The organism is Nitrobacter sp. 62-13 (genome assembly GCF_001896955.1).
Taxonomy (GTDB): Bacteria; Pseudomonadota; Alphaproteobacteria; order Rhizobiales; family Xanthobacteraceae; genus Nitrobacter.
Genome location: NZ_MKRN01000051.1, coordinates 561 through 11664 on the forward strand (window position 1 = coordinate 561; position 11104 = coordinate 11664).

Genomic DNA, 11104 nt, shown 5'->3' on the forward strand with positions numbered 1-11104 from the left:
GAGATCGTAGGCGATATAGGCGAAGTACTGGCCTTCCGCACCCGGGACCGGGTCGACGCGATAGCACTTGGCGCGATATTTTTCGGCCGCCGTGAGACGGTCCGTCCATACCACGGTCCAGGTCGCCGTCGAGGATTCGCCGGCCACCGCCGCCGACGCTTCGATAGGATCGACGCCATCCTGGGGCGTAACCCGGAACAGGCAAATGACGTCGGTTTCCTTCGGCGTATAGTCCGGCTCCCAATAGCCCATCTTCTTGTAGGACATCACGCCGGATTTGTAGCGGTCCTTGCCGCGGACGGTCATCGATTTTTCGTTCTGGACGTTCATCTATCTCTCCTTCTCTCTGTGATCCGCGAAAGTTCCGGATCGAATTTCACTCCGCGGCAACGGCCGTATCAGCGATGCGCGGATCAGAACTCGGCCATCTCAGCTTGTGGGATCACCTTGATCTTTGAGGCATTTCCCGCTGTGCACCGATCGGCTCCTTCTCGAAGCTTCATCCGGGGAGGGGCGTCAGTCTGACGATCGCCATTCGCCAGAAGATGCGCCAAGCCTTGCATGGCTATGCGCTTCGCGATCATGGGCACCCCCCTCCCAACATCGAACTGGAGACCCCTGACCATCGGGCTTCCGGACTACCGGTCGATCTGGCGCAGTCTTCCTCGAAAAGGTCGATGGGATAGGCAATGAAAGCATAAAAGCTCGTACCTTCGACCACCATTCACGGTCTCAGACCATAAGAGATGATGTAATAAACACCAATTATTATTTTTTATTCGAGGTATTAGACTCGCTTATGCATCAGTCTATGCATCTGACGCATCATATCTGCGGCATATCGTTGGCGTGGCTGTGCATCAGCAAAGCTTTACGCGCGCCGCCAGTCCTTGATCCGGTCCAAGGTGTTTTCGATCTTGTGCCGTTGGCGACGGAGCATGCGGTGATGCTTGATCGGCTTGCGCGGCTGGACTTCGATGTCGAGCAGATGTCGCCCGCAACAGGCGAACGGGACGCGCTGCAATGGCGCGTAATCGTCTAGCTGCAAGTTGCGGCTTGTTTGAAAAGCCGACGTCGCCTGGCGCAGGCGCTCAGCCGACGCGGGTCGTCGGTTCAGCTCCTCGGCGGCCCGCTGCTTCCGCTCGCATCTAGCCAGCCCTGTGCGGTTCCACGCTCAGCAATCCGGCAAGCGCCCGCCCTAATGCCTCGAGTCAGAACCCGCTAAAGCTCGCAATACAAATTACGCAGCAGTTGGTAAGCTCCGGACTTCTCTGTTTGCCGGGAGCCCTGGCGCGACAAATTCTTGCGGAACTTCAGCTCCGCCGTCATCGACGCTCTTGCATCACGGACGGCAATCACAGAGGTTCTGACCCTGGTTCCAGCAACGCCGCTGATTCCATCATCCGCCCAGCGGGCGGAGTAGCTATCCAGCTATCTGCTGCACGCCGACTTGGGTAACGGCCACTATGGGTGGCACCTTGAACTTGCCGGATCTTGAGAGTCCCGTTACCAGAAGTCGTTGGTTGGAATCCGAGGCATTATGGCGCGTCGATGATGTCTCACGCACTTAAATTGATGCTTGATACTATATTTTAGATATTTTATATATATAGCGCAAGATATATTCATTGAGTCGTATTGGAGTCGGCCAATTCATGATTTCCGCTAATCAACTCAAGGCCGCCCGTGCGCTGCTGAACATAGATCAACGGCAAATGGCTGAACTGGCGGATCTTTCAGTTCCGACCATTCAACGCATGGAAGCTAGTGACGGCGTCATTCGTGGCAATGTCGATTCCCTTATGAAACTGGTTTCAGCTCTGGACAACGCGGGCATCGAGTTGATCAGTCCCGATGGTCAAAGCCTGGCTGGCGGTCGGGGCGTCCGGCTCAAGGAGCAAGTCACGAAGCCAAAGATAAAGCAACCCAAGCCGTCTTCGTCGCGTCCCTTGGAACGAGCTCGATGAACACTCGGGCTGCCGAAAAAAACGACCGCTCCGATCAAAGATAGCGAAATGCCCGTCGAGAAACTGCGCCATCGCGGCGGTCCGGTGCGGATATAAGGTTCTTCCACAATTATATCGCGATTTCAATGATATATAACGTCGCAGGTTCATCCTGAGCGGCGCGCCGTCACGAACAGCGTAGCAGCAACCATCGCTTCACGGGCGCGAAGCAGAGGCTCCTCGCTCTGGTCGATCGTCTCCACAATTGACCCCAAGTGAACCGCCATGGTCGGTCATCCCATCGCCCGAATGAATGGGAATTCGACCGGAATTGATTTCAAAGGCAAAGGACAAGCGATGGCAATTGCCAAGAACACTGTCTGCCTATGGTACGACAAGGACGCAGAGGCTGCAGCCCGATTCTACGCCGAGACTTTTCCTGACAGTTCGGTGGGCGCTGTCCACCATGCTCCCGCCGACTATCCGTTAGGCAAAGCGGGTGACGTGCTGACGGTCGAATTCACCGTCGCCGGCATACCCTGTCTCGGTCTTAACGGCGGCCCGGCGTTCAAACATAACGAGTCCTTCTCGTTCCAGATTGCTACTGACGATCAGGAGGAAACGGACCGCTACTGGAACGCCATCGTCGGCAATGGCGGCCAGGAAAGCGCGTGCGGCTGGTGCCGGGACAAATGGGGCATCTCCTGGCAGATCACGCCGCGCGTGCTGACCGAGGCGATGGCTGCCGGCGGCGAGGAAGCAAAACGCGCGTTCAGTGCGATGATGACCATGAAGAAAATCGACGTCGCCGCGATCGAGAAGGCACGGCGGGGCTGACGGCCTCTGCTCACGATGGACATCGCGTCGCTTCGGCCATCCTGTAACCGATCACGCGGCTGGTGCGGTCTGCGAGTTGGCGTGCTTCGTCCGACGTGAGATTGTTGTACGGCGAAGCCGATGCTGGAAGATCGTCGCGGCGAGGAATGTAGGCCAGCGGTACGCTTTTGGCGTCACGGACGACGAATTGCCTCGCCGTCGCAGGTCCGCAGCGTCAGGAAACGTCGTTTGCAACCGCTGCTGATGCTGTCCCAAGGCATGTGCCTCACGCCACCTTGTCTTGATGCGTGCCGGAACGACTCCGCGAAACGAAAAGGATCGTGAGCAGTAGCGATGTGTCTTCGATTCCCCGGATCGAGTGCGGGACGCCACCTTCGAGATACACCCATTGGCCGCCCGAAAGCTCCAGTGTCGTTTCGGGAAGACCGAGCAGAGCCCGGCCTTCCAGGCAATGCAGCGTGATGGGGCCGTCAACCTGGTGCGTCTTGATGTCCACGCCAGCGTGAACGACGAGGCGTACGACCTCGAACGCTTCCGATTTAACGATGGCAGTTGTCCGCGCGTCCTTTAGATTCGGTCCCAATGGAGCGAGGTCAAAAACTTCTCCGGGGCTGGCGTGGTGTATGGCCATTGCTGTCATCTCCCTCTGTATTCGCCCGCAACCGGTTTGTCCGTTCGGTGCTTCGCCATGTCCATGAAGATTCGGAGCGTCTCGGGCCGTAGCGTCTCAGGCCGTAGCGCCGTCGCGAAGTTGCCGCCCGGCGTCGGCCGTTCACTTGCACATTATAGCCATATCAGATTCATCGAATGAACGCATAAACCTCAGGCGTTCGACATTTTTCGACGATACATCTCATGCGGATCTCAACTAACCGGAGCGGATCATGCGCACGTTTACATCGACAGTCGTCGCTTTGCTCTTGGCTGGATCGCCGTTGGCGGCGGCGCAGACCTCGCCTGCGCCTTCACAGGCCCAGTCCCAGACGAAGTCCGAGAAAGGTGTGGCGATTCGAAGCATCCAGGTTATCGACGTCGAAGAGTTGAAAGCGGACGTGCGCTCCCAGGTCGACGCCCTTGTTACAAATACCAAGCAGGAGGAAATCAAATCCCTCCGGGCCTCCATTGAGGCGATCCCGGAGGCCGTGTCGGCGCTGAAGGCAAAGGGTCGCAACTCGGCACAGGTTGTCGCCATCAATATCGATAAGGAGGGCGTACTGACCATGTTCACGAAGAAGACCACCTGATCGAACAAACAAACGGCATCGTTTGGAAAGCTTGGTAAGGACAATCTTTTTTGAATCGGCATAGGAGCGGCCATGAAGCTGAATGCGACCCAGGTGCAACAGACTCTGAATCAGATGAACGCACAGGTTCTTCCCGAAGATCATCCATCAGCTCGTAAATTGAGTGAGTTATTCGGTGACCATACCTTCTTTGTTGACGAGGGCGGCCTGAAGGTCTTGGAATCGACCGAGCCAGAGGCAGCGGAAGCCCGGATGGGCTCGGTGGTCAGTCTCGCCAACTGGAACGACGGAAAATTCAGCAGCCTGAAGCCGCACGACCCGGCGCCAACGGGCGCGGTGATCGCCCTGGGGCAGTCGAAACAGTGACGCGACGGCTAGCCCCGTTTCGCCATGCGGCCGCATCAATCATGTGCGGCTCGGCCATCTCGCTCGGATGATCCTCAGGTCATCCGCAAGAGAAGCAGATGTTGCTCATCGGACCGGCTGTGTTAAACCGCACTCCTACTGATCAATCTCAACAGGAGTGCTGATTGTCTAAGAAGACAAAAACGATTCGCCGCCAGTGGACCAGGGACGACGTGAAGACCCTCAAGTCCCTTGCAAAGCAAAAAGCCGGCGTCGCGAAGATTGCAAAAAAGCTGAAGCGCACTCCCGGCGCAACGGCGGCGAAAGCTCATATACTCGGAGTGTCCCTCAGCACGCAATGATCCTTCGCTGCAGAGAGACGCCGGCCCCTCTGCCGTGGCCGCACAACGGCGGCGGCGCTACAGATAGCGCTTGAGATCAGCGGCAGCCGCGTCGGGCGAGCGGTTGAGGTTGAACGGCGAGACGAAGTTGCCGTCGCGATCCATCAGATAGATCAGCGCCGTATGATCCATCGAGTACTCGCCGTCTTTCAGCGGAACCTTTTTGGCGAAGACCCGATATGCCGACTCGATCTTTGCGACCGCGGCTGCATCGCCGGTCAGGCCTTTCAGATGCGGATCGAAGCTGGATAGATATTCCTTCATCGCAGCCTGGGTGTCGCGCTCCGGATCGACGGTCACGAAATAGGCGTTGACGCGGTCGGCGTCCTTGCCCATCGCCCGCAGCACTTCCGACATTTCGAACAGCGAGGTCGGACAGACGTCGGGACAATGGGTGTAGCCGAAGAAGATGAGCGTCGGACGGCCGATCAAATCTTTTTCGGTGACGCTCCGGCCGGTCTGGTCGGTCAGCTGGAACGGACCGCCGATCTTCGCCGGCTGGGTCTTGCCGAGCAGGTTGCCACCAAACGGGCCGCCGCCTGCCAGCCAAAGCACTGCCGAGAGGCCGATCGCCAGGCTGCCGATGAAGGCCGCGAATACAGTCAGCGGGCGGGTAGCTCGATTTGCCATGAGATGTCCTTAGAGCATTTTCCGGCTGAGTGGAATTCGGGCAGTCGCAAGAATCGCTCGCGAAGACGCCTGTTCTGATCACAAAACCGGTATCCACTTTTGCGGATCCGCACTAAAAGCAGGCGGCGATGCCGGAGGCCAGCATCTCGAAGAACACGGCCGTGCCATAGTGCGCCCACAGCGCCAGCGTTCCGAGCAGCAGCGCCACGCCGCCGGCTGCGCTGCATGCTACGATCGTGGAGGCGATACGCCGCTGCGAGATCGCCGGTTGCGCCGGGCGCTGCATGGTTTCCGCAATTCCCGTGACGAATCAATTTTCGGCAATCGACAGGCGCAACGGCGCCATGCCGATCCGGTGAAGCTTCAGATAAGGCGAGTGGCGCCCTCAAGGCAAGCGCAACCGCCGGCGATCACGGCGTGATGAAGGGGCGGCAACTCAGTGCGCGGACGACGCCTGCGCATCGAGATAGCACGGACGGTACATGCCAGCGAGCTGGCGGCCGCGCAGGAAGATCATGCGCCGGGTCAGACCGCCGCGCTGTTTAATCCAGCGCCGCACCGCCGAGGGATACATCAGATAGAGCATGTGGGTCGCTTCGGGATTGGTCACGGCCCGGCCGTCGGATCCCATGTCCCAGGCGGCATGAAATCCGAGCGCGGCGTGGGATGTCACGCAGATCTTGTCGTGGGGAACCGCACCGAGAACGATGGTGCAAGCCGAGGCGCACAGACCGTCGATGATCACGGATTGCCCGGAGCTGCGAAGATTCTGATATTTGTCGACGTAGGTTCCGATGCGGCCGCCCCGATCTTCACCGATCCGGACAACAGCATGACTCGCAGCAACGTGTCCCAGCACAAGAACCGCTGCGAGCAAGCCTGTCACGACCCTCATTGTTTGCCCCAATGTCGCCCCGAATTCGCAGGGACCCTTGTGCGATTCCCAAGTCGGCAGCCTCCGGCGAGATCGGCGCTTTGTCCAGATGACTTCGGTCGTTCTCGCCAGATTCAAATCCAGTGTTGCCGACGCGCTGCACTTCCCGCTGGCGGATTCCGGTTAGTCGCAGAAAATGCTCGCGACCCATCATTTGCGCGCAGCCTGATCGCAAAACCAGAATATATTTTTGCGGAATATGCGCCAGGCATATCCGCCCCGGCGCAGCAGGTTTATGGTTAACTTGAAATGGTTCGAAACTGAACCCGGGAACCTGACCGGCTTTGCCGCATCCTTACTCTTTCGAATATAGAGTATCCTGAGATCGGGAGTGTGATGGAATGCAACAGGTTCAGTCCCGGCTGGTCGCCGGTCCTTGTGAGGACGATCTGGAACTGGTTCGCCGCGCCCGCGCGCGTGACGAAGGCGCCATCCGCGCCATCATGCAGGCGAACAACCGCAAGCTCTACCGGATCGCCCGCGGCATCCTTCGCAACGACAGCGAGGCCGAGGACGTCGTGCAGGAAACGTACGTTCGTGCCTTCACGCATCTCGAGAGCTTTCGTGGCGATGCTCGTCTGGCGACCTGGCTCGCGCGCATCGCCATGAACGAGGCGCTCGGCCGGCTGCGGCGCCAGCGTCCGAGCGTCGACTGGACCACCATGGAGCCTGTCGCCTCGGATGCCCGCATCATCCAGTTTCCCGGGTCCGCCACTACCGATGATCCGGAAAAAACCATGGCTCAGCGCGAAATGCAGCACATCGTCGAGCAGGCGGTTGACGAACTGCCCGAAGCTTTCCGCATCGTCTTCATCACCCGCGTGATCGAAGGAATGAATGTGGAGGAAACCGCCGAGATTCTCGACCTCAAGCCGGAAACCGTGAAGACGAGGCTTCATCGCGCCCGCGCGATGCTGCGCAAAAACATCGAGAAGAAGATCGGTCCGGTGGTGATGGAGGCGTTTCCCTTCGCCGGCAGACGGTGCGCGCGTCTCACCGATGCGGTTCTGGGCCGGCTCGGCCTCACCAAATAATCCGGGAACCTGTTCCGCCGCGCTGCATCCAATCCTGTGTCTCAACAAAACGCCACGGCGATCCGGTCGCGGCGTCACAGGAGTGTCAAAAATGCTTGTTCGATTGAGCGCGGCGATCGCCGCCGCGGCGTTACTGAGCAGCGGCGCCCTCGCGCAGGATGCGAAGCCCACCGATCCGCAGATCGCGCATATCGCCTATACCGCCGGCGTCATCGATGTCACCGCGGCAAAGCAGGCGCTGGACAAATCGAAGAACAAGGACGTCAAGGCCTTCGCCGCAGACATGGTGCGGGATCATGAGGCGGTGAACAAGAAGGCGCTCGCGCTGGTCAAGAAGCTGAAGGTCACGCCCGAAGACAACGACACCAGCCGCACGCTTTCCAAAAATGCAGCAGCCAAGCTCAAGGAGTTGTCAGCGCTGAAGGGGGCCGCGTTCGACAAGGCCTACGTCGACAACGAGGTCGCCTATCACAAGGCGGTCGACGGCGCGCTCGAGACCCTGCTGATTCCGTCGGCCGGCAATGCCGAGTTGAAGAGCCTGCTGCAGACAGGGCTCAAGATCTTCCAGGGCCACGAGCAGCATGCCGAACACCTCGCGGCCGAACTGAAATAAAGGAGCGCCCCATGAAGCCGGCCGGATATTTTCTGATCGTTGCAGCCGCGGGACTCGCACTCTCAGGCATCGCAACGTTGGGATCATCCGTCCCGGCCCATGCGGCGACGGTTCAAATCACGATGCGCGACCTCGAGATTGCGCCGGCCGCGGCGGACGCCAAAGTCGGCGACACCATCGAGTGGGTCAATGACGACATTTTCGTGCATAGCGCGACGGCGCGGAACGGCGACTGGGACGTGACGCTGCCGCCGAACAAAACCGTCAGGTTGGTGCTGAAAAAGGCGGGAGCGATCGACTATTATTGCCGCTTCCACCCCAACATGAAGGCCAGACTGACGATCTCGCCATAGCGCGGCTCTCGGCCGGACGTGCGTGCTCACGCGGATTGCGTGCGCCGCCGCAACGCCATGGCCAGGCAGATGGCGACGCCGGCCTGCCAAACCGGATAAAGCGTGGAGACCAGATCGAGCTTGAGCGCGTTGTCGAGCGCGAGCAGCGAGCCGGCGCTGGTGCCGGTCACCAGCATCGGCAGCCACGCCAGCGGATCGCGCGGGCTGGCCGGCAGCAGGCCGACGCCGAGCGCCAGGGTGCCGGAGCCGACAAAACCCCCGGCCAGACCTGACAACACATTTCTCACGGCGCTTTCGGAAACCGAAATCCGTCCGTCGATCCAGACCGCAGCGCTGACCGCCCAGACGAAGGCGATCACGGTCATCACGGCCCCAGCCAGCGCCGCCCACCGCGGATTGTCCGAGCCGATCTGGATCAGAACGAGGACGAGGATCGCGAACGGCACGGCCAGAAGCGCAATTCGCAAATCCCCCGACGTACCGTTGATGTGGTCGATTATCGGTTGGATCAGCGGCGTCAGAATGCCAGTTCCGGCGCCCGCGGCGCCGGTCTTGAGGAGTCCGTCACGGCTGCGGTCATGCGGCGCGGCCATCCCGTCAAGAGCCCTCCTGGTCCGCCTCAAAGGGCGATGATGGAGCGGGCGAAGGGAATCGAACCCTCGTATGCAGCTTGGGAAGCTGCCGTTCTACCATTGAACTACGCCCGCCTGTCGCTTCTCGTCCTCTGATGTAGCCGAGACCGGGCGATCCGCCAAGACGGTTAGTCCAGCCTGCGAGCCATAGCTGCAGAGAAACGGCGGTAATATTTTAGAGCGGCCGCACGATCTGGATGCCCGCGATCAGCGCGCTGACGGCGAGTACGACGGAGGCGATCATGCAAGCGCCGGCCGCCGCAACTCGCCGCGCTCGCGCAGGTAGCAGGAATGGAGTGAGGATGTTGGAAATGCGGTGTAGCCGCCGCAAATATCGACCGTGAGCAAGATGCGCGCCGCCTGAGGCAGATCCATCGCGTCGCGAACAGGCCGGCGAACAGGTCGATCAGAAGCGACCCGGTGATATCGATGAACAGCGTTCCCCACGGCAACTTTGAGCCCAGCAGCCGACCGAAGCCGATGCTGACGAGATAACGGGCTGCCGATTCGAGCGACCTGCCGGCCGCGACAGCCGGAATAAACCAGTTCAATGCTGGACTCCCCGCAGCGTTTTCGAGCGGAGCGAATAGCGGTTCGCGCGAAGAAAACGCTTCAAATCAATCGAGGCTTGCTTCTGATTTCATCACAAGCGGGGCTCCGGCGGCCATTGGGCCATACCGCCGAGGATGTTGATGACCGCCAGCGGGACCAGCAGGAGCACCGCCAGCGATACCAGGAGGGAATCTATCGGGACCATGTCGGAATCTGTCAGATATGCGATCGCGACCGCAATCCAGCAGACGCCGACGCCCCATAACGAGACTGACAGCGAATTCGGAAGTCTGGTCATAAGCGCCCTTTCTCGGGCGCAGCGGGGCAGGAAACAGCTCCTACCGACGCGTGAGCGCCCGGTAGGAGTCATCAGCCTTGCGGCGGTTGTCGGGGGACCCCATCCCCATCGATTTCGGCCATGCTAGCCGGATCGGCGAGCCGGTCAAGCCTGCGCGTCGGGGTCACACGCGGAAATGCTTCGACAGCTTGAGGCCCTGGGCCTGATAGTTGGAGCCGATGCGCTGGCCGTACATCGCGTCGGGCCGTGCCAGCATTTTTTCATAAACCAGGCGGCCGACGATCTGGCCATGCTCGAGAATGAACGGCACCTCGCGCGAGCGCACCTCCAGCACAGCGCGCGAGCCCTGGCCGCCCGCGCCCGCATAACCGAATCCGGGATCGAAAAAGCCAGCATAGTGCACGCGGAATTCGCCGACCAGCGGATCGAACGGGACCATTTCGGCGGCGTAATCGGGCGGCACCTGCACCGCCTCCTTCGATGCGAGAATGTAGAACTCGCCGGGATCGAGGATGAGACTGCGATCCGGCCGCGCCGCGATCGGCTCCCAGAACTCGCCGACTGAATAGCCGCCGCGGCGATCGATATCGACCACGCCGGTATGGCGCTTGGCCCGATAGCCGACGAAACCGCCGCCGTTCTCGCCCGAGAGATCGACACTGAGCGCGACGCCGTTGGCGCAGTCGGCATGCTCGACATCGACCAGCCGTTCGCTCGCATGCAAGGCGTCGAGTTCGTCGGCCTCGAGAATGGCGTCGCCGGTGCGGAAGCGGACCTGAGAGAGTCGTGAACCTTCCCGCAGCAGCACCGGAAACGTCTTCGGACTGATCTCCGCATAGAGGGGTCCGTGATAGCCGGCGCCGATCATGTCGAAGCGCCGTGTGCCGTCGGCGATGACGCGCGTGAACACGTCGAGCCGACCGGTCGAGCTTTTCGGATTGGCCGAAGCGATGATCTCCGGCGGCAGAGCAAGGCTTTCGAGCAGCGGCACGATGTAGACGCAGTTGGTCTCCAGCACCGCGCCATCGGAGAGATCGATTTCGTGCAGCTTCAATTCGTCGATGCGTTCGGCGACAGTTGCATCGGGTCCCGGCAGAAAACTGGCGCGCACCCGGTAGGCGGTTGCGCCGAGCCGAAGGTCCAGGCTGGCCGGCTGGATCTGGCTCTCGACGAAGGGATACTCGGGAAGAATCAGGCCCGCATCCGCCATCGCCGCGATCATGCGGTCGGGCAGGATGCCGTTGGCGTCCGGCGGGAGCGTGAATGACACGATGTCGTCCTTGCG

15 protein-coding genes, 1 tRNA gene, 2 pseudogenes and 1 riboswitch are annotated in these 11104 nt (G+C 60.4%); of the genes and pseudogenes, 8 read left to right on the plus strand and 10 right to left on the minus strand.

Annotated elements, in window-relative coordinates; all coding sequences use genetic code 11:
- Positions 1-330 (minus strand): annotated as a pseudogene (rbcL, locus tag BGN91_RS05530) (ribulose-bisphosphate carboxylase large subunit); the annotation flags it as partial.
- A gap of 1325 nt (positions 331-1655) precedes the next feature.
- Here rbcL and BGN91_RS05535 point away from each other — a divergent pair.
- Together BGN91_RS05535 and BGN91_RS05540 are read left to right on the plus strand one after the other, a co-directional pair.
- Positions 1656-1967: a helix-turn-helix transcriptional regulator gene (locus tag BGN91_RS05535; protein WP_292611251.1), complete on the plus strand. Its 312-nt coding sequence runs from the start codon at positions 1656-1658 to the stop codon at positions 1965-1967.
- Positions 1968-2309: 342 nt separating this feature from the next.
- Positions 2310-2783 (plus strand): VOC family protein, encoded by a 474-nt coding sequence (locus BGN91_RS05540; RefSeq protein ID WP_292611275.1) that lies wholly within the window; start codon positions 2310-2312, stop codon positions 2781-2783.
- Positions 2784-3048: 265 nt separating this feature from the next.
- On the opposite strand, the gene BGN91_RS05545 is transcribed toward BGN91_RS05540, so the two are convergent.
- The gene (locus BGN91_RS05545; protein ID WP_292611253.1) at positions 3049-3414 is read right to left on the minus strand and encodes a cupin; all 366 of its coding nucleotides are present in this window, start codon (positions 3412-3414) and stop codon (positions 3049-3051) included.
- Positions 3415-3667: 253 nt separating this feature from the next.
- On the opposite strand from BGN91_RS05545, the gene BGN91_RS05550 reads away from it, so the two are divergent.
- The 3 genes from BGN91_RS05550 to BGN91_RS05560 all read left to right on the plus strand — a co-directional run bounded on the left by BGN91_RS05550 (position 3668) and on the right by BGN91_RS05560 (position 4734).
- Complete coding sequence (locus BGN91_RS05550; protein WP_292611255.1) at positions 3668-4027, plus strand: hypothetical protein; 360 nt, start codon at positions 3668-3670, stop codon at positions 4025-4027.
- 72 nt (positions 4028-4099) lie between these two features.
- Entirely contained in the window at positions 4100-4393 is a 294-nt protein-coding gene (locus BGN91_RS05555; RefSeq protein ID WP_292611257.1) for a hypothetical protein, read from the plus strand.
- A 212-nt stretch (positions 4394-4605) separates the two neighbouring features.
- Positions 4606-4734, plus strand: coding sequence for a hypothetical protein (locus tag BGN91_RS05560; protein ID WP_292611279.1), 129 nt, complete (start codon positions 4606-4608; stop codon positions 4732-4734).
- A 57-nt stretch (positions 4735-4791) separates the two neighbouring features.
- Here BGN91_RS05560 and BGN91_RS05565 read toward each other — a convergent pair whose 3' ends face one another.
- From BGN91_RS05565 to BGN91_RS05575, 3 genes are all read right to left on the minus strand, one after another.
- On the minus strand, positions 4792-5403 hold the full coding sequence (locus tag BGN91_RS05565) for an SCO family protein (RefSeq protein ID WP_292611259.1): 612 nt from the start codon (positions 5401-5403) through the stop codon (positions 4792-4794).
- A gap of 112 nt (positions 5404-5515) precedes the next feature.
- A complete protein-coding gene (locus BGN91_RS05570) occupies positions 5516-5689 on the minus strand; it encodes a hypothetical protein (RefSeq protein ID WP_292611261.1) in 174 nt (57 codons plus the stop codon).
- Positions 5690-5839: 150 nt separating this feature from the next.
- The gene (locus tag BGN91_RS05575; RefSeq protein WP_292611262.1) at positions 5840-6298 is read right to left on the minus strand and encodes a hypothetical protein; all 459 of its coding nucleotides are present in this window, start codon (positions 6296-6298) and stop codon (positions 5840-5842) included.
- 380 nt (positions 6299-6678) lie between these two features.
- On the opposite strand from BGN91_RS05575, the gene BGN91_RS05580 reads away from it, so the two are divergent.
- The 3 genes from BGN91_RS05580 to BGN91_RS05590 all read left to right on the plus strand — a co-directional run bounded on the left by BGN91_RS05580 (position 6679) and on the right by BGN91_RS05590 (position 8337).
- Positions 6679-7371 carry an RNA polymerase sigma factor gene (locus BGN91_RS05580; RefSeq protein ID WP_292611263.1) on the plus strand — a complete coding sequence of 231 codons (693 nt, stop codon included), beginning with the start codon at positions 6679-6681 and terminating at the stop codon, positions 7369-7371.
- 91 nt (positions 7372-7462) lie between these two features.
- Positions 7463-7984 carry a DUF4142 domain-containing protein gene (locus tag BGN91_RS05585; protein WP_292611265.1) on the plus strand — a complete coding sequence of 174 codons (522 nt, stop codon included), beginning with the start codon at positions 7463-7465 and terminating at the stop codon, positions 7982-7984.
- A gap of 11 nt (positions 7985-7995) precedes the next feature.
- Positions 7996-8337, plus strand: a complete 342-nt coding sequence (locus BGN91_RS05590) for a cupredoxin domain-containing protein (RefSeq protein WP_292611267.1) — start codon at positions 7996-7998, stop codon at positions 8335-8337.
- Between the two features lie 26 nt (positions 8338-8363).
- On the opposite strand, the gene BGN91_RS05595 is transcribed toward BGN91_RS05590, so the two are convergent.
- From BGN91_RS05595 to BGN91_RS05615, 5 genes and pseudogenes are all read right to left on the minus strand, one after another.
- Entirely contained in the window at positions 8364-8930 is a 567-nt protein-coding gene (locus BGN91_RS05595; protein ID WP_292611269.1) for a hypothetical protein, read from the minus strand.
- Between the two features lie 40 nt (positions 8931-8970).
- A tRNA-Gly gene (locus tag BGN91_RS05600) sits at positions 8971-9044 on the minus strand.
- Between the two features lie 100 nt (positions 9045-9144).
- A pseudogene (crcB, locus tag BGN91_RS05605) lies at positions 9145-9520 on the minus strand (fluoride efflux transporter CrcB).
- Between the two features lie 92 nt (positions 9521-9612).
- Positions 9613-9819, minus strand: a complete 207-nt coding sequence (locus BGN91_RS05610; protein WP_292611271.1) for a hypothetical protein — start codon at positions 9817-9819, stop codon at positions 9613-9615.
- Positions 9820-9874: 55 nt separating this feature from the next.
- A riboswitch (Fluoride riboswitch) is annotated at positions 9875-9935 on the minus strand.
- 47 nt (positions 9936-9982) lie between these two features.
- Positions 9983-11089: a 2'-deoxycytidine 5'-triphosphate deaminase gene (locus tag BGN91_RS05615; RefSeq protein WP_292611277.1), complete on the minus strand. Its 1107-nt coding sequence runs from the start codon at positions 11087-11089 to the stop codon at positions 9983-9985.
- Positions 11090-11104 lie beyond the last annotated feature (15 nt).